Source organism: Fodinicola feengrottensis, from assembly GCF_039530045.1.
Lineage (GTDB): Bacteria > Actinomycetota > Actinomycetes > Mycobacteriales > HKI-0501 > Fodinicola > Fodinicola feengrottensis.
On the sequence record NZ_BAAANY010000002.1, the window covers coordinates 188,028 to 206,000 of the forward strand.

The 17,973-nt window shown below is 67.1% G+C and carries 11 protein-coding genes; 5 read left to right on the plus strand and 6 right to left on the minus strand.

Translation table 11 applies throughout. The annotated features are described in order from the left end of the window. Window positions 1-2 precede the first annotated feature (2 nt). Both rho and thrB read right to left on the minus strand, forming a co-directional pair. Window positions 3-2,024, minus strand: a complete 2,022-nt coding sequence (gene rho, locus ABD301_RS03395) for a transcription termination factor Rho (protein WP_344307391.1) — start codon at window positions 2,022-2,024, stop codon at window positions 3-5. 493 nt (window positions 2,025-2,517) lie between these two features. After that, window positions 2,518-3,441 (minus strand): homoserine kinase, encoded by a 924-nt coding sequence (gene thrB, locus ABD301_RS03400; RefSeq protein WP_344307030.1) that lies wholly within the window; start codon window positions 3,439-3,441, stop codon window positions 2,518-2,520. 195 nt (window positions 3,442-3,636) lie between these two features. Here thrB and ABD301_RS03405 point away from each other — a divergent pair, with 195 nt between their 5' ends. The 3 genes from ABD301_RS03405 (at window position 3,637) to ABD301_RS03415 (ending at window position 9,281) form a co-directional block, all read left to right on the plus strand. Further along, window positions 3,637-6,588 carry a M36 family metallopeptidase gene (locus ABD301_RS03405; protein WP_344307032.1) on the plus strand — a complete coding sequence of 984 codons (2,952 nt, stop codon included), beginning with the start codon at window positions 3,637-3,639 and terminating at the stop codon, window positions 6,586-6,588. An 82-nt stretch (window positions 6,589-6,670) separates the two neighbouring features. Beyond that, window positions 6,671-7,174 (plus strand): DUF402 domain-containing protein, encoded by a 504-nt coding sequence (locus ABD301_RS03410; RefSeq protein WP_344307034.1) that lies wholly within the window; start codon window positions 6,671-6,673, stop codon window positions 7,172-7,174. Window positions 7,175-7,376: 202 nt separating this feature from the next. Continuing rightward, entirely contained in the window at window positions 7,377-9,281 is a 1,905-nt protein-coding gene (locus tag ABD301_RS03415) for a S53 family peptidase (protein ID WP_344307036.1), read from the plus strand. 192 nt (window positions 9,282-9,473) lie between these two features. Here ABD301_RS03415 and thrC read toward each other — a convergent pair whose 3' ends face one another. From thrC to argS, 4 genes are read right to left on the minus strand one after another with little or no spacing between them, the layout of a single operon-like run. Then, window positions 9,474-10,556, minus strand: coding sequence for a threonine synthase (thrC, locus tag ABD301_RS03420; RefSeq protein WP_344307038.1), 1,083 nt, complete (start codon window positions 10,554-10,556; stop codon window positions 9,474-9,476). Continuing rightward, a complete protein-coding gene (locus ABD301_RS03425; RefSeq protein WP_344307040.1) occupies window positions 10,553-11,866 on the minus strand; it encodes a homoserine dehydrogenase in 1,314 nt (437 codons plus the stop codon). Before ABD301_RS03425 ends, thrC begins: the two co-directional genes overlap by 4 nt. Continuing rightward, on the minus strand, window positions 11,863-13,254 hold the full coding sequence (gene lysA, locus ABD301_RS03430; RefSeq protein ID WP_344307042.1) for a diaminopimelate decarboxylase: 1,392 nt from the start codon (window positions 13,252-13,254) through the stop codon (window positions 11,863-11,865). Before lysA ends, ABD301_RS03425 begins: the two co-directional genes overlap by 4 nt. Beyond that, window positions 13,251-14,906: an arginine--tRNA ligase gene (gene argS, locus ABD301_RS03435; protein WP_344307044.1), complete on the minus strand. Its 1,656-nt coding sequence runs from the start codon at window positions 14,904-14,906 to the stop codon at window positions 13,251-13,253. Before argS ends, lysA begins: the two co-directional genes overlap by 4 nt. Window positions 14,907-15,020: 114 nt before the next feature. Between argS and ABD301_RS03440 the strand changes: the two genes are divergently transcribed. Together ABD301_RS03440 and ABD301_RS03445 are read left to right on the plus strand one after the other, a co-directional pair. Continuing rightward, window positions 15,021-16,418 carry an FAD-binding oxidoreductase gene (locus ABD301_RS03440; RefSeq protein WP_344307393.1) on the plus strand — a complete coding sequence of 466 codons (1,398 nt, stop codon included), beginning with the start codon at window positions 15,021-15,023 and terminating at the stop codon, window positions 16,416-16,418. After that, window positions 16,415-17,971 (plus strand): acetolactate synthase large subunit, encoded by a 1,557-nt coding sequence (locus tag ABD301_RS03445; protein WP_344307046.1) that lies wholly within the window; start codon window positions 16,415-16,417, stop codon window positions 17,969-17,971. The genes ABD301_RS03440 and ABD301_RS03445 overlap by 4 nt, the downstream gene beginning before the upstream one ends. Window positions 17,972-17,973: the final 2 nt, after the last annotated feature.

Below are 17,973 nucleotides of genomic sequence, written 5' to 3' on the forward strand. Positions count from 1 at the left end.
AACTAGTCGGAACCAAAAGTTCCCGGCGTGGTCTTCTGAATCTGCATCAGGAATTCAGCGTTCGTTTGGGTCTTCCGCAGCTGAGCCAGCAAAAGCTCCAGCGCCTGCTGCGAGTCGAGCGCGGACAGCACCCGGCGAAGCTTGATCACGATGCCCAGCTCGTCCGGCGCCAGCAGGATTTCTTCCTTACGGGTACTCGAAGCATCCACGTCGACAGCCGGGAAGATCCGCTTGTCGGACAGCTTGCGGTCCAGCTTCAGCTCGGCGTTGCCGGTGCCCTTGAACTCCTCGAAAATCACCGTGTCCATCGTGGACCCGGTCTCCACCAGCGCGGTGGCGAGAATGGTCAGCGAGCCGCCGTTCTCGATGTTCCGAGCCGCACCAAGGAAACGCTTCGGCGGGTAAAGCGCGGTCGAGTCCACACCACCGGACAGGATCCGGCCCGAGGCCGGCGCCGCCAGGTTGTACGCGCGACCCAGCCGGGTGATCGAGTCGAGCAGCACGACCACGTCGTGGCCCAGCTCCACCAGCCGTTTCGCCCGTTCGATGGAGAGCTCGGCGACCGTGGTGTGGTCTGCCGGCGGCCGGTCGAAGGTAGAGGCGATGACCTCGCCCTTCACCGAGCGCTGCATGTCGGTGACCTCTTCCGGACGCTCGTCGACCAGCACGACCATCAGGTGGCATTCGGGGTTGTTGGTGGTGATCGCGTTGGCGATGGCCTGCAGGACCATCGTCTTACCGGCCTTGGGCGGCGACACGATCAACGCGCGCTGGCCCTTGCCGATCGGCATCACCAGGTCGATCACCCGCGTGGTGAGCACGTTGGCCTCGGTCTCCAGCCGCAGCCGCGTCTGCGGGTAGAGCGGCGTGAGCTTGGTGAACTCCGGCCGGTTGCGGGCCTCCTCCGGGGGCACGCCGTTGACCGTGTCCAGCCGTACGAGCGCGTTGTACTTGTCGCGCCGCTCGCCCTCACGGGGCTGCCGAACCGCACCGATCACGTGGTCGCCGCGACGCAGGCCGTTGCGGCGAACCTGCGACATCGACACGTAAACGTCGGTCGGGCCGGTCAGATATCCGGACGTACGAACAAAGGCGTAGTTGTCGAGAACGTCAACAATGCCGGCGACCGGAATAAGTACGTCGTCGTCACGAACTTCGGGCTCGGTGTTGTCGAAACGCTCGTTGCCACCACGCTCCCGAGCACCGCCGCCACCGCCACCACCGGTGTTGCCGCCGCGGCGGTTGCGGTCGCGGAACCGGCGCGGCCGGCGCCGGCCGTCCGCGTCTTCCTCGTCGTCCTGCTGGTTGTTCTGCGGGTTCTGCCGGCCCTGGTTGCGGTTCTGCTGGTTGCCGCGGTCGGCCCGGTCGTTCCGGTTGTCGGTGCGGTTCTCGCTCCGATTGTCGGTCCGGTTCTCGGCCCGACTATCGGTACGGTTGTCCGCTCGACTGTCGTTGCGGTTGCGGCCGCCCTGACCGTCGCGCTGGTTCTCGGTACGACCCGGCTGCTGGTCGGTGTGCGCCGCGGCCCGAGCCGGTTCGCGCTGCTGGGGAGCCTCTTCGGCGGGCGCCTCGACGGCCTCCTCGCGCACTCGCTCCTGGCGGCCCCGACGCCGGTCCGTACGAGCCGGCGCGGCGGTCTCGACGACTGGCGCCTCGACGGTCTCGCGGGCCTCGTTGCTGGCGGCCTTGGCGGCCTGCTTGGCGGCCGAGCGCGGTGCCGGCGCGGACCGGGGCGCGGGCGTACGGCCCGTCGGCGCCTCGCTGGCCGGTGCGGTGTCCGCGCTGGTCAGGGTGTCGGCCGGGGCAGCCGTACCAGCCGCCCGGGTGGCTACCCGACGGCCACGCCGACGGGGTGCCTCGCTCGCCACCGGCGCAGCCGGTTCCTCGACCGGGAGCAGGGTGTCCTGCCCGGAAGAGCCGCCCTGCTTGGCCTTGATCGCGGTGATGAGGTCGCTCTTGCGCATCCTGGCCGTGCCGGTGATACCGAGCTCGCTGGCCAGCGTCTGCAATTCCGGCAGCTTCATGCCGGTGATCCCCCCGGTCGAGCGGCGCCGCGGCTTCGCGGCGGAGGCCGACTCGGTCAGGAGGTCAGTGGTGTCGCTCAATGGGGATTCCTTCCCTACGACGACGCCCGGGACACGAACCCGGCGTCGGTTGCACTGCGACCGACGCCAGGGCCCACGCCCCAGCATCGGAGACCCGCGTACTCACGGAATGCGGACAGCCCCGAAACGCACCGGCGATATGGACCGCTGCGATCGAAAGAAGTGTCCGTGCCTCAGCCCGCCCAGGGAACCCGGTCACAAAACGTCATCGAAGCGACGTATTGCGGCGGAGGAACCCCCGGAACGAGAAAATGGCCTCAAGACACTGGCCCGGTAGCGCTCACGCGCCAAAAGGGCGGCTGTACTGCTTCCAGAGCGTAGACTGCCCGGTCAACGACGGCAACAACACCCCACCGGCGTGTCCGTAATCACCTTGCCGCGTTTGCGCCGCCCAGCGCCCGTGAGAACGCTTTCAGGACGGCCGCGCCACCGCTCCACAGTAGTCAACAGTCAGTGGCAGGACAGCTGTTCCGGCCGGCGCGTACCCGGCCAGCACCTCGACCGAAGGACCGTCGCCGCTGGTCAGCGCCAGTACGGTCGCGCCCGCGCCGCTGATGACAGCGGGAATGTCGGCGGCTCGCAGCTTCTCGACCAACATCGCTGACACCGGCATCGCGGCAGCTCGATAGGCCTGGTGGAGGCGGTCCTCGGTGGCCGCGAGCAACACCGACAGGTCGGTGGTCAGAGCGTGTACGAGCAAAGCCGCGCGACCCGCGTTCGCGGCCGCGTCGGCGTGCGGGACCCGCGCGGGCAGCAATCCGCGCGCGACCTCGGTGGACAGCGGCTGGGTGGGGACGAAGGCGACCGGCACGAGATCCGCCGCCGGGTGAAACCGTACGGCCTGCGCTTTCGGCCCTTCCATCCACGCGATCGTGCCGGCGCCGAGCAGGCACGCGGCCACGTTGTCGGGGTGGCCCTCCAGCTCGGTGGCCAGGCTCAGCAGTTCGTCGTCGGACAGCGCGCCGCGCGGGCCCGCATCCGGGTCGGCGAGGACGCTGGCCGCCACCACGCCGGCCACGATCGCGGCCGCCGAGGACCCCAGCCCACGCCCGTGCGGGATCCTGTTGGTGCAGCTCAGCCGCAGGCCAGCTGGCTGGCCACCGAGCCGGTCGAAAGCGGCCCGGGCGGCGCGTACGAGCAGATGCGACTCGTCGGTCGGCACGTCCCGGGCGCCCTCGCCAGTCACCTCGACCAGCAAGCCGTCCGACACGATGCTCAGCTCGACGTCGTCGTACAAACCCAGCGCGAGACCCAGGGCGTCAAAGCCCGGGCCCAGATTCGCACTCGAGGCCGGCACTCGTACGCGTACGCCCGACGGCCGGTAGGCACGCCCCATTCGCACTCCCCCAGGAAGATCTTCGGCCAGAACGATCCAGCAGGCGGCCCATCGGCGAGGTCTTCCCCAATGCCGGCAAACCGCTCCTGAGCAGGCTACCGATCAATCATGATTGGCCTGCTCCTGCGGGTTTGTTTACCCAATTTCCGCAGGCACCCGGTGCAAAAAACTATATCTGCACAGGAAAGGGACACGATGTCAGAAGCACCGTTTCGGGGTCTGCCCCACAGACCCCGCCACGGACTCAAACGCGGCCTGATAGCGGTCAGCGCGGCGACGCTGGTCGCCGCCGGCATGACCCCGGCCGCGGTCGCGGCGGCGCCCGCGCCGGCCGCGAAGCCGGCTCCGGCCAGCAGTCAGGGCTCGTCCGACCAGGAGAAGTACGACTTCTACGACTCCCGCCAGGTTTCCGCGGCCCAGCCCGCGCTGCAGAAGCGAGCAGCCGTCAAGGCCGCGACGCCGTCCAGCGGCGTACCAGCGCTTCGCTCGCAGCTCGGGCCGCAGGGCGTCGTGCAGATAGACCCGTTGACGAACACCCCGCGCTCAATCGCCAAGCTCGACGGTTTCCTCACGCAGCCCAGCAAACAGCCGGCGAAGACGGTCGCGCTGAACTACGTGACCGCGCACCAGAACGTCTTCGGTCTGACCGCCGCGGACCTGTCCGCGCTGACGCTGCGGCGCGACTACGTCGACATCAGCGGTACGCACCACCTCAGCTTCGTGCAGTCGGTGGGCGGCGTGCCGGTCTTCGACAACGGCCTGCAGGCCAACGTGGCGAAGAACGGCCAGCTGATCAACCTCGTCGGTGCGCCCGTCTCCGGGATCACCACCGCGTCGCTACCGGCCGCCTCGGTGACCGCCGACAAGGCCCGTTCGCTGTCCGCGAGCAGCGTGAAATCCGCTCCGCTCAAGGCCACCGCGGCCGCCCCGACCGGGGCCGCGCAAGTCACCAAATACAGCAATGGTGACCAGGTCAGCCAGGTGGTCTTCCAGACCGCGTCCGGTCCCAGGCGGGGCTGGCAGACGGTCGTCACCACCGCGTCCGGCCGGATGTTCGTACACGTCGTCGACGCGCAGACCGGTGCCGTTCTTTATCGGCAGAGCCTGACCGACAACGACAGCGCCGACACGTTCGACAACTACCCGGGCGCGCCGGCCGGCGGCAAGGCCACCACGCACACGTACAAGCAGAGCTGGCTGCCCAACGGCTCGCCGAAGCTGGCCGGCAACGTCGGTCACGTGTACGCGGACATCAACGACGACAACATCGCGAACCCGAACGAGGAAATCGCGCCGAGCGCGCCAGGGAAGTTCCAGTTCCCGCTGAAAACCTTCAATGTGGCTGGTCAGCCGTGCTCTGCGGCCTTCCCGTGCACGTGGGACCCGTCGGTGCCGAACTCGTGGCGTACGAACGTGTCACAGGGCGCCGCGCAGGTCATGTACTTCCTCGGGAAATACCACGACCACCTGGAAGCCGCCCCGATCGGCTTCACCCGGGCGGCTGGCAACTTCGAGGCAGTTGACGACGACGCCGTACAGGCGCAGGTCTTCGACGGCGCGGCCACCGCCGCGAGCGGCAGCCTGCCGGACGGCGCGCACATCAACAACGCGAACTTCGGTACGCCGCCGGACGGCCAGAAGCCGACCATGCAGATGTACCTGTTCCGCCAGCCGGGCAACCCGAACGACCCGTGGCTGGCGTCCTTCGGTGGCAACGAGTCGGACATCGTCTACCACGAATACACCCACGGCCTGTCGCACCGGCTGGTCGTGGACGCCAACGGCCTGTCCCACATCGGCGCCCAGGAGGGCGGCTCGATGGGTGAGGCCTGGAGCGACTGGTACGCGATGGATTACCTGGTCAACGACAAGTTGGTCAAGGACACCGCCGCTCCCGGCGAGGTCCGGGTCGGCCAGTACGTCGGCGCCGGCAAGGACGGCATCCGTACGCAGCCGCTGGACTGCCCGGTGGGATCCACCTCGCCGGCCTGCCCCGGCAGCGCCTTCGGCGCCGGTCCCGGCGGCTACACCTTCGGCGACTTCGGCCTGATCAGCAAGCGCGGCACCGCCGAGGTGCACGCGGACGGCGAGATCTGGGGCGAGACGCTCTGGGACCTGCGGGCCGCGATCGGCTCGAAGATGGCCGAGACGCTGGTCACCCGGGGGATGGAGCTGTCCCCGATGGAGCCGTCGTACCTCGACATGCGTAACTCCATCCTGCAAGCCGACACCGTCGTCAACGGCGGCAAGCTGAACAGCAAGATCTGGCAGGTCTTCGCGCACCGCGGCATGGGTTGGTTCGCCAGCGTCACCGACGCCGGCGACACCCACCCGGTCGAGGACTTCTCGTTGCCGCCGGCGCCGGGCACCCCGACCGGCTCCGTCAGCGGCACCGCGAACGACGTGGACAGTGGCCACGGCGCTCCCGGCGTCCTGGTCGGCTTCGGCGGCCACAACTCCGGTTTCCCCGGTGACTACCAGGCCGTGACCGACGCCAACGGCAAATACACGATCAGTGGCATCTACGCCGGTACGTACCCGGCGCTCATCGCTGGTGGCGCTGGCTACGACCGACAGGTCAAGACCGGAGTTTCGGTGCCATCACACGCGATCACCGTCAACTGGCAGATTCGCCGGGACTGGGCGGCTGCCTCCGGTGGGGCCGCGATCAACAGCTTCACCGGTGTCGACTACAGCAGCTTCGGCTGTGGCCCGCCCGGCGACATCGACCAGTCGTTGAGCACCGGCTGGGGCAGCGAGACGAACCCGGTCGCCGGCGTGCCGACGGCCAAGAACATCGTTATCAAGCTGCCCAAACCGGTGTCGATCACCGAGTTGTCGATCGACCCGAGCAACACCTGCGGCGACGACCCGACCGCGGCGACCAAGGACTACACGATCGAGACCTCGACCGACGGGCAGGTGTGGGTGCCGGCCGCGGCCGGTTCCTTCGCCACCGGCGATCGCGGCCGCCTCAACAAGGTGACGTTGACCGCCGGCACACAGAACGTGTCGTACGTCCGCTTCACGATGGTGAACCCGCAGGTCCCAGGCGTCTACGCGACCGCATGCGCGGCGAACCCCGGGCTGAGCGGCTGCTCCTTCCTGGATTCCAGTGAGGTAGCGGTTTACGGCGCCGCCGGCTGATCTTTGGCCGCACTGGATCTTTGGCAACACTGGGCGGTGTCCTCTTCGGAGGGCACCGCCTTTTGCTTGTACGGTCGTGAGAGTGACTGACTTCCGGATGGTTTTCACCAAGTACGACGGCTCTCGGCACTGGCACGAGACTCTCGAACTGCTGGGCGAGGACCAGCACGGTCTGTGGATCGGCGCCTCCAGCGGCAGCGTCATCCAGCGCGGCGACGAGCCGCCCATCACGCTCCCGCAGCCGCACGTCATCCTGATTCCGGCCGAGCCGCACTGGTGGACGGTCGTGTTCAACGGACCGCAGGAGACATACCTCGAGGTCTACTGCGACATCTGCACTGTCCCGGTGCGTACGGACAACCAGGTCACGATGGTCGACCTGGATTTGGACGTGGTCCGGCGCTGGGACGGGGTCGTCGAGATTCTGGACGAGGACGAGTTCGAAATTCACCAGGTGACATACGGATATTCACCCGAAGTGATCGCTTCGGCACGTAAAGCTGCCGACGAGTTGGCCGAAATCGTTCGGTCTGGCGCCGAACCGTTCGCCACCGCGTACAAACCGTGGTTGGCAAAGGTCTCCTGACCGACATGACGTAGGAAAACTGGAAATTTAAGGCATCGGGGCAACGACTTAATTTCGCCTTCAGGTCCCCTTGACCCGCGCCCGCCTACTGTCGATCTTGCACCTCCGGCTCACCAGCATCTTTGTCGCGCGTTCACGCGCCGCTGCCCTGTGTCGTTTTTCGGCCTGGTTGAGCTGTTCCTTCGATCGACAGGAGACGCATGTGAATAAGCGCGCCATTTTCCGGGTTAGCGTGATAGGGGCGATGGCCCTCGCGGTGGTGCCAGCGGCCGGCACCGCGGCCTCGGCCGCGCCCGCACGGGTCGGCATCGCCGGTGCCAGCAACTGGACCACGCAGGCGAAAACCGCTGGTGCGGTGCCGGACAGCACACCGGTGACCTTCGGCGTCAACGTGAGCCTCCGGGATTCCGCTGGTCTCCAGCAGTATGTCCAGCAAGTCTCCACTCCGGGCAGCTCGAACTTCCGGAAGTTCCTTACCCCGCAACAGTTTGCCGACGCGTACGCTCCGACAGCAGACACTCAACGTAAAGTAAGCAACTGGTTGTCGTCGCAGGGCCTGCAGGTCCGCTATTCCTCCACTGACCGTACATATATCGCGGTGTCCGGGTCCGCGGCGCAGATCCACCAGGCTTTTGGTGCCCCACTGGACAAGTACAGCAAGAGCGGTCGGACCGTGACCGCGCCGAGCGGCGGCCTGAGCGTACCGGCCGACCTCGGCGGTGCCATTCAGGGCGTGGTCGGGCTGGACACCTCGCACCAGATCCAGACCACCAACCGGAAACCGACAGCCACCGCCGCTCGTTCCGCCGGAACCGATGACGGCTGCTCGAATTTCTATGGTCAGCACACCGTCTCGGCCGAATGGGACGCCGCCCCGGCGCCCTTTGGCGCTCGCCTTCCGGGCGCGAACTGTGGCTACACGCCTCAACAACTCGCCACCGCACGGGGCATCACCAGCACCGGGCTGACCGGAAAGGGCATCACCGTGGGCATCGGCCTGTGGTGCAACGACCTGATGACCGAGGCGGACACCAACCGCTGGGCGAGCATTCAGCACTGGCCCGGCCTCAAAGCCGGCCAATACACTTCCCTGCAGCCAAAAGACGGCCCGCAGTGCACCGGCCCGGACGGCGAGCAGGATCTGGACGTACAAGCGATCCACGGCGCCGCACCAAACGCGAACATCGTCTACGGCAACGCTTCCGCCCCACAGGACGACGCGTTGATCTCGATGTTCCACCAGTTCCTGGACGCCAACAAGGTCGACATCATCACCAACTCGTGGGGTGAGGTGGTGTCCGATGTGGACCCCGCCAGCTCCACCGCGTACGAAAACGTCTTCATGCAGGCCGCCGCCCAAGGCGTCTCCATCCTGTTCTCCTCCGGCGACGCCGGCGACAACAGCAACGGCAACGCCCCGAAAAACGGCACCCTGAACGACTACCCTGCGTCCGACCCGCTGGCCACCGCGGTCGGCGGCACGTCACTCGGGCTGACCAACGCCAGCGGCTCCGCGGTCGGCTTCGAACAGGGCTGGACCACCGCCGAAAGCGACGAGACCAACGACAAGTGGAGCCCCTGGTCCTCTGGCCGCTCCGCCGGCGGTGGCGGCACCAGCAAGACCTTTGCCCAGCCGTTCTACCAAAAGGGCCGCGTCCCGGCCGCCCTCGCCGGTGCCACCCCGCACCGCGTCTACCCCGACCTCGCCAACATCGCCGACTGGTACGCCGGCTACCGCATCGGCACTCACGACGACTTCGACCAGTCCGGCAACTTCGAAATGCAGGAAAACGGCGGCACCAGCCTCGCCTCCCCGTACACCGCCGGCATGGTCGCGCTTGCGCTGGAATCCAACAAGGGCACCCGCCTCGGCTTCCTGAACCCCTTGATCTACGCCAAATCCCACGCCGGCTTGACCGATATCAAGGCCGGACCAGTGAAATACGGCACCGAGCAGGTCTCCTTCGAAGGCCCCCGCGCAGCTGAGGCATTCAACGCCGAATCACTGCTGAACCAGACGCTGCATGCGACGGACGGCTTCGACAACAAGACCGGCTGGGGCGTCCCCGGCTCCGCCCGGTCCTTCGTCACCGGTTTGATCGGGTAGCTTCCCCGTCTGTTGCGGTTCTGCTTTGTCCCGCATCAGTAGTCCCACCAGTCTCGCCGGCAACAGGTCCCTCATCGAGTGCGGGACAAAACCCCGCACTCGACGTCGAGTGCGGGATAAAGTCCCGCACTCGACGAAAACCCAGCCCTCACCACAGCGAGGGTGACGTTGTGGGGGCGGATCGCCCTAAAATCAGTCGACGAGTTGCAGGGCCTTCGCGGCGGCCTGCGGATCGGTGGCGATGGTGATCGGCTTGGGGGCGCCATCGATGGCCCAGTCAGGATCCTTCAGGCCATTCCCCGTCACCGTGCACACAACCCGCAGACCAGCCTCGAGAGTGCCGGCTTCGCGCGCGGCCAACAGCCCAGCGACGCTGGACGCACTGGCGGGCTCCACGAAAACGGCCTCTCGTCGGGCCAACAGTTTGTACGCGGCCAAAATCTGCCGGTCAGTCACCGATTCGATGGCCCCGCCGGACTCGTCCCGAGCGGCCAACGCCTTGGTCCAGGAGGCGGGATTTCCGATCCGGATGGCGGTGGCGATCGTCGTCGGGTGTTCCACGACGTGACCGAGGACGATCGGGGCGGCACCGGCGGCTTGGAAGCCGCGCATGACTGGCCGGTGGGTGGAGATCTTGTCGTCCGCGTATTCGACATATCCACGCCAGTACGCGGTGATGTTGCCGGCATTGCCGACCGGCAGGCAGTGCACGTCGGGGGCGTCACCGAGCACGTCGATGATCTCGAAGGAGGCGGTTTTCTGGCCCTGGATACGGAACTCGTTCACCGAGTTGACCAGGCTGACCGGATATTCGATGGCCAGTTTGGAAGCCAGCGCCAGGCAGTCGTCGAAGTTGCCGTCGACCTGCAGCAGCCGTGCCCCGTGCACCAATGCCTGCGCCAGCTTGCCCATCGCGATTTTCCCGCGAGGCACCAGAACGGCGCAGACAATGCCGGCACGTGCCGCGTAGGCGGCTGCTGAGGCGGAAGTGTTTCCGGTGGAGGCACAGATAACGGCCTTGGCGCCTTGTTCGACGGCCTTGGAGATCGCCATCGTCATGCCGCGGTCCTTGAAGGAACCGGTGGGATTCGCGCCCTCAACCTTGAGAAAGACATCGCAGCCAGTCATTTCTGACAATACTGGCGCGGGAAGCAGCGGGGTGCCGCCCTCCAGCAACGTGATGCGGGGGGTCGCGTCGGTGACGGGCAGTCGGTCCGCGTATTCGTCGATGAGCCCGCGCCAGCGGACCCTGGAAAGATCAGCGCCGTCCCTCACGTTTCCCCCTCAACCCTCATCACCGAGAGCACTTTTCGCACCGAGTCGAGCCGGCGCAACCTGTCCACTGTGGACGACAGCGCGGCATCTGGGGCCGCGTGGGTGACCACCACGAGAGTGGCGTCGTCCCCGTGCCCTTCTTGTTTGACCGTACGGATAGACACCCCGCTGGTGGCGAATTCCGAGGCGACCGCGGCCAGCACGCCGGCTCGGTCGGCGACTTCCAGGCTCAGGTGATAGCGGGTGATCGCCTCGCCGATCGGGCGCACCGGCAGCAGCGCGTACGATGTGTCGCTGGCGGACCGCACGCCGGTGAGCTTGTGCCGAGCGACCGCCACCACGTCACCCAGCACCGCGCTCGCGGTCGGCGAACCGCCGGCACCGCGGCCGTAGAACATCAACTCGCCGGCCGCATCCGCCTCAACGAAAACAGCGTTGAACGCGCCGGTGACGCCGGCGAGTGGATGGCTGCGCGGAATCATCGCGGGGTGTACGCGTACGCCGACACTTTCGGTGCCATCGGCGTCCACCTGGCGCTGAGCGATGCACAGCAGCTTCACGGTGCAGCCGATCGTACGGGCGCTCGCCACATCGGCGGCGGTGATTTCCGTTATGCCTTCACGATAAACGTCCGCCGCGGTGACCGGTGTGTGGAAGGCAAGAGAAGCCAGAATGGCGGCTTTGGCGGCCGCGTCATAGCCCTCGACATCAGCGGTCGGATCGGCCTCCGCATAGCCGAGCGCGGTCGCTTCCTCAAGCGCCTCACCAAAACCGGCGCCGGTCGAGTCCATCGCGGACAGGATGAAGTTGGTCGTCCCGTTGACGATTCCCATCACCCTGGTGATCCGGTCGCCGTGCAGCGATTCGCGCAGCGGACCGAGCAACGGGATGCCGCCGGCCACGCTGGCCTCGTAATAAAGATCGGCGCCACCCTCGGCCGCGGCGGCCTGCAGGGCAGCGCCGTCCTCGGCCAGCAGGGCCTTGTTGGCGGTCACCACGGACTTTCCGGATTTCAGCGCGGCGAGCAGCCAGTCACGAGCCGGCTCGAGGCCGCCGACGACCTCGATCACCACGTCGACATCGTCGCGCTCGATCAACGACATCGGGTCGTCGGTGAAAAGCTCGGCCGGCACCGGCAGATCCGAGCGGTCGACGGTGAGTCGCCGGACCGCGATGCCAGCGATTTCCAGCCGCGCCCCCACTCGCGCGGCCAGCTCGTCACCATTGCGGTGCAACAGCCGGATAACTTCTGAGCCGACCGTGCCACAGCCCAGAAGCGCGAGCCTCAACACCCGCTTTTGGCCGGTCATCCGGCATCCAACCGGAGCAGGTCGTCCTCGGTTTCCCGGCGCAGCAACACTTTCGACTGCCCGCCGCCGACCGAGACCACCGGCGGTCGGGGCACCTGATTGTAATTGCTCGCCATGCTGCGGCAATACGCCCCGGTGCCGGCGATCGCGAGCAGGTCCCCCGGCTCCAGGTCGGACGGCAGCCAGGCGTCTTTCACCACGATGTCACCGGATTCGCAGTGTTTGCCAACGACACGGGCCAGCATCGGCTCGGCGTCCGAACCGCGGGAAGCCAAGACGCACGTGTACGCGGCGTCGTAAAGAGCGGTCCGGATGTTGTCGCTCATGCCACCGTCGACGGAAACGAAATGGCGCACGGCACCCGCGTCCAACTGGACCGGTTTGACCGTGCCCACCTCATAAATCGTGATGCCCGCCGGACCGACCAGCGCGCGTCCCGGCTCGACGACCAGCCGCGGCAACCGCAGCCCGTGCCGGCCGCATTCGTACGCCACGATGGTCCGCAGATCAGCGGCAAACCGATGCAGTTGCGCCGGGTCATCGTCCACTGTGTACGCGACGCCGAGCCCACCGCCGAGGTCCAGCTCGGTCAGCTCCACGTCATGCTCGGCCCTGATGTCGGCGAGCAGCTGGACGACACGTTTCGCGGCCACCTCAAAACCGGCGGTGTCGAAGATCTGCGAGCCAATGTGGCTGTGCAGCCCGACCAGTTCCAGCGAAGGCAGTGCCAAAACGCGACGCACTGCTTCGGCCGCGCCGCCAGAACTCAGCGAGAATCCGAATTTCTGGTCCTCGTGCGCGGTAGCGATGAATTCGTGCGTGTGCGCCTCGACACCCACAGTCGTACGAATCATCACCTTCTGCCGAATCCCAGCCGCGGCGGCGATATCGGCGAGCCGGACAATCTCCACGTACGAGTCCAGGACCACGCAGCCGACCCGCTCGGCAACCGCCCGGCGCAGCTCGGCGTCGCTTTTGTTGTTGCCATGCATGGCAATGCGGTCGGTCGGGAAGTCGGCTCGCAGCGCAATGCCCAGCTCTCCTCCGCTGCACACGTCCAGTCCGAGGCCCTCGCTGGCGACCCAGCGCGCGAAACCAACGGACAGAAATGCCTTGCCGGCGTAGTAGACATCGGCGCCGGCGAAGGCCTCCCGGAACGTACGAGCACGGGCCGCGAGATCAGCCTGGTCGAGCAGGTAGAGCGGACTTCCATGCTCAGCAACGAGATCTCGTACGTCCATGCCGCCCAGATGCACGACGCCGTCGATCCGCTCGGCGGTGGCCGGCCAAACGGCCGGATGCAGCTCGCTCAGGTCGTCGGGCGGTGCGGCAGCGGCGGCCGGGTGAATCAGGTCGCCGTGCGCCGGCCCGGCGGGATGCGCCCTCACATCCGCTCCGGAGCGGTCACGCCGAGCAGCCCGAGGCCGTTGGCCAGCACCGTACGAGTGGCCTCACAGAGCCAAAGCCTCGCCCTGTTCGTGTCCGTGGCTTCCTCGTCTCCTTGCGGTAACACCCGATGTGAGTCGTAAAAACGGTGATAGAGCCCGGCGAGGCTTTCCAGATAGCGGGCGATCCGGTGCGGTTCACGCAGCTCGGCCGCGGTCGCGATCACCGCTGGATATTCGGCGAGCGCACCCAGCAGCGCGTTCGTCTTTTCCTCCGACAGCAGCGAAGGATCGAGCTCGCCGCGATCGACCCCAAGGTCGGCCGCGTTGCGCAGCACCGACGAGATCCGCGCGTACGCGTACTGAACGTAAAAGACCGGGTTGTCGTTGGTTTTCTTGGTCAACAGGTCGACATCGAGCACCATCGACGAGTCGGTCGAGAACCGGGTCAGCTGATAACGCGCGGCATCCACGCCGACCAGGTCGATCACGTCCCGGAGGGTGATGATGGTGCCGGCGCGCTTGGACAGCTTCATCTCGGCGCCGTTCTGAATGACCTTGACCAACTGTCCAATCAGGACATCCACCGACTCGTCCGGATTGTCGCCCGCACACGACGCGATCGCCTTGATCCGGTTGATATAGCCGTGGTGGTCGGCGCCGAGCAGATAGAGACAGCGGTCGAAACCACGGCTCCGCTTGTTCACGTAATAGGCAGCATCAGAGCCAAAATACGTGTACTCGCCGTCCGACTTGATCAGCGGACGGTCCTTGTCGTCGCCGAAGTCGCTGGTCCGCATCCAGACGGCGCCCTCTTTTTCGTACACATGCCCCTGACCGCGCAGCTTGGCCATCGCCTCGTCGATCGCGCCGGACGAGTGCAGCGAGCGCTCGGAGAACCACACGTCGAAGTTCGTACGGAACTCGGCCAGCACGGCCTTCTGCTCGTCGAGCTGGCGCTGGTAACCCTCTTCGCGGAAGGCGGTCAGCCGCTCGTCTTCGGGCAGCGCCATGATGTCCGGACGGTCCTTGACGATCGCGTTCGCCAGGTCGGTGACATATTCGCCTTTGTAGCCATTTTCCGGCACCGGCTCACCGAGCGCGCCGGCGACCAGCGACAGAGCGAAGTTCTGCAGCTGGTTGCCACGGTCGTTGATGTAGAACTCGCGCGCGACCTCGGCGCCAGCGGCCTCGAAGACCCGGGCCAGCACGTCGCCGACGGCGGCCCACCGGGTGTGCCCGAGGTGCACCGGGCCGGTCGGGTTCGCGGACACGAACTCCAGGTTGATCCTGCTGCCTTTGAGCAGCTCACCGCGCCCGTACGCGGCGCCGGCCGCGACGATCGTACGAGCCAGCTCGCCAGCGGCGGCGGCCTCCAGCCGGATGTTCAGGAACCCCGGCCCGGCGACCTCGGCGGACGCGATGCCGGCGGCCTGCGCCAACTGCTCGCCGATCCAGGTCGCGAGGTCCCGCGGCTTGGCGCCGAGTTTCTTGGCCAGTTGCAGCGCGATCGTCGTCGCATAGTCGCCGTGGTCCCGATTCCGGGGTCGCTCGACCGTCGTAGTCTCCGGCAGGGCGGAGGTGTCCAGGCCGTGGGCGGCGAAAGTGGCCCTCACGGCATCGAGTACGGCGGCGGAGACGGCTTCGGGAGTCACAACGCAATGCTACCGACGTGGGATTGACCACCGGAAACGCATTAGCTCACGCGCCACTTAGTGGGATCTGACATGGTGATCGGCAGCATCATCACGCCGAGCACGGAGGACCGGATGACTGGTGACGGGCTGGCTGGGCGGTTGGCCGCCCTCGTCGGCGAGGCGAATCTGCTGATCGGCGAGGCGATCTCCGACGACTACAGGCACGACGAGGCACTCGGTGTGGCGCCCGTCACGCCTGCGTACGTCGTGAAGCCCGGCACCGCGCAGGAGGTCGCCAGCGTGCTGAAGCTGGCGAACGACTCGCGCGTACCGGTCACCGCCCGCGGTTCCGGCAGCGGACTGTCCGGCGGCGCCGTCCCGCGCGCCGACGGCGTCGTCGTCTCGTTCGAGCGGATGGCGTCGATCGCCGAGATCGACACGGTCAACCACACCGCGACTGTCCAGCCAGGCGTCACGCTCGCGCAACTGGACGAGGCCACCGCGAAGGTGGGCCTCGCGTACCAGGTGCATCCGGGCGAGCTGTCCGGCAGCCTCGGCGGCAACGTGAACACCAACGCCGGCGGCATGAGCGCGATCCGGTACGGCGTGACCAGGCAACACGTGCTCGGGCTGGAAGTGGTGCTGGCGACCGGCGAGATCCTGCGTACCGGCGGGAAGGTCTCCAAGGTCAGCAGCGGGTACGACCTGACCCAGCTGATCGTCGGATCAGAAGGCACGTTGGCGCTGGTCACCGAGGCGGTGCTGCGGCTCGCGCCGCGGCTGGAACACCAGACCACGCTGCTGGCGCCCTTCAGCACGCTGGACGAGGTGACCCGGGCGGTCCCGAAGATCGTGGCGAGCGGGATCGGACCGACGATCCTGGAATACATCGACATGCTGACGATGGCCGCGATCAGCCACAACGCCAACCTGTCACTGGGCATCCCGGATTCCGTACGCGACACCGCACAGGCGTACCTGGTGGTATCGCTGGAAAACCGGGACGCCGATCGGCTGGAGACGGACATCGAGACGGCCGGCGAGCAGCTCGGCGAACTCGGCGCGATCGACGTGTACGTGTTGCCCGGACCGGCCGCACGCAAGCTCATCGAAGCCCGCGAAAAGGCATTTTGGACCGCTAAAGCGGCCGGCGCGGACTGCATCATCGACACCGTCGTACCGCGTGGCGCCATCCCGGATTTCGTCGCCCAGGCGAGCAAGATCGCCACCGAACACGGCTCGTACGTGATCGGCTGCGGGCACGCCGGCGACGGCAACGTGCATTTCGCGCTCTTCCAGAAAGACCCGGAAGCCCGCGATCAGACGCTGAAGGCAATGTTCGCGGCCGGGATGGCGCTGGGCGGGATGATCTCCGGCGAGCACGGCATTGGCCAGGAGAAGAAGAAATACTTCCTGGAGCTGGAGGACCCCACCAAGATCGCCCTGATGCGGCGGATAAAATCGGCCTTCGATCCCAACGGCATTCTCAATCCGGATATTCTGCTGGTTTCCCCGGAAGGCAACGCATGAACGGCGCACAGGCTCTGATCCGTACGCTCGTCGACTCCGGCGTCGACGTGTGCTTCTCCAATCCGGGCACCTCGGAGATGCATTTCGTGGCCGCTCTGGACTCCGTCCCCGAAATGCACGGCGTGCTGGCGCTTTTCGAAGGCGTCGCGACCGGTGCCGCCGACGGGTACGCGCGAATGGCCGACAAGCCGGCCGGCGTTCTGCTGCATTTGGGCCCAGGTCTGGGAAACGGGCTCGCCAACCTGCACAACGCGCGGCGCGCGGCGACCCCCGTCGTGAACATCGTTGGCGATCACGCGCTTGACCACAAACGTTATGACGCGCCGCTGGAGTCGGACATCGACGCGATCGCGAGCGCGGTGTCCAACTGGCAGCGGCGCAGCGAGAAAACCACCGATGTCGGTCGCGACGCGGCCGACGCGGTGGCCGCCGCCTGCTCGCCGCCCGGCGGGGTGGCAACACTCATCCTGCCGGCCGATGTTTCCTGGTCAGAAGGCGGACAGGCGGCTGATCCGGTACGCCCGCAGGAGCGGACGCCAGTCGCCGAGGAAGCTGTCATCGACGCCGTCAACGCGTTGACTTCCGGCGAGCGTACGGTCATCCTGCTCGGCGGCGCCGCCACCCGCGAACCCGCGCTGGTCGCGGCCAGCCGGATCAGCGCGGCCAGCGGCGCGATCGTGCTCGCCGAGACCTTCCCGGCCCGGATCACCCGGGGTGCCGGAGTGCCCACTTTCGACCGCCTCGGTTACCTTGCCGAGCAAGTCGCGTACCAACTCGAAGGCGTCCAGCACCTGATCCTGGCTGGCGCCCGCTCACCGGTTTCTTTCTTCGCCTATCCCGGAAAAGCCAGCGACCTGGTGCCGGACGGCTGTGCCGTGCACACTCTCGCCGGTGCCAGCGAGGACGCCGCCGGCGCGCTGGAGCGGCTCGCCGAGGTGATCGGCAAGGACGCCGAGCCGGTGCTCGCCGCCGCGCACCGGCCGGAGCTGCCGACCGGCCCGCTGACCGCGCAGAACTGGCCGGACGTGATTGGCGCGCTGCTGCCGGAAAACGCGATTGTCGCGGATGAGGCCAACACCTCGGGCGTACTCATTCCCAGCGCCACCGCCGGTTCCCCGAAACACGACGTGCTGACCCTCACCGGTGGGGCCATTGGCTACGGCCTGCCGGTCGCCACCGGCGCCGCGCTCGCCTGCCCGGACCGGCCGGTGTTGTGCCTGCAGGCGGACGGCAGCGCGATGTACACGATCTCCGCGCTGTGGACCCACGCCAGGGAAAACCTGAACATCACCACCGTGCTGCTGAACAACTCCGCGTACGCGATCCTGCGGTTGGAGCTGCAGCGGGTCGGCGCGCAAGCTGGTGGGCCGCGGGCCAAGGACCTGCTGGACCTGTCTCGGCCGGACCTGGATTTCGTGTCCATCGCTCAGGGAATGGGCGTGCCAGCGTCGAAAGCGACCACCGCCGAAGAACTGGCCGAAGCACTGAAAGCCGCGTTCGCCGAGCCCGGCCCGCACCTGATCGAAGCCATCGTTCCCGCAATGATTCCCTAGGG

Excerpts from the sequence above, each read along its gene's own strand:
- rho (WP_344307391.1), bottom strand. The coding sequence starts at position 2,024 with ATGAAGCTGCCGGAATTGCAGACGCTGGCCAGCGAGCTCGGTATCACC.
- thrB (WP_344307030.1), bottom strand. The coding sequence starts at position 3,441 with ATGGGGCGTGCCTACCGGCCGTCGGGCGTACGCGTACGAGTGCCGGCC.
- ABD301_RS03405 (WP_344307032.1), top strand. The coding sequence starts at position 3,637 with ATGTCAGAAGCACCGTTTCGGGGTCTGCCCCACAGACCCCGCCACGGA.
- ABD301_RS03425 (WP_344307040.1), bottom strand. The coding sequence starts at position 11,866 with ATGACCGGCCAAAAGCGGGTGTTGAGGCTCGCGCTTCTGGGCTGTGGC.
- ABD301_RS03440 (WP_344307393.1), top strand. The coding sequence starts at position 15,021 with ATGACTGGTGACGGGCTGGCTGGGCGGTTGGCCGCCCTCGTCGGCGAG.
- ABD301_RS03445 (WP_344307046.1), top strand. The coding sequence starts at position 16,415 with ATGAACGGCGCACAGGCTCTGATCCGTACGCTCGTCGACTCCGGCGTC.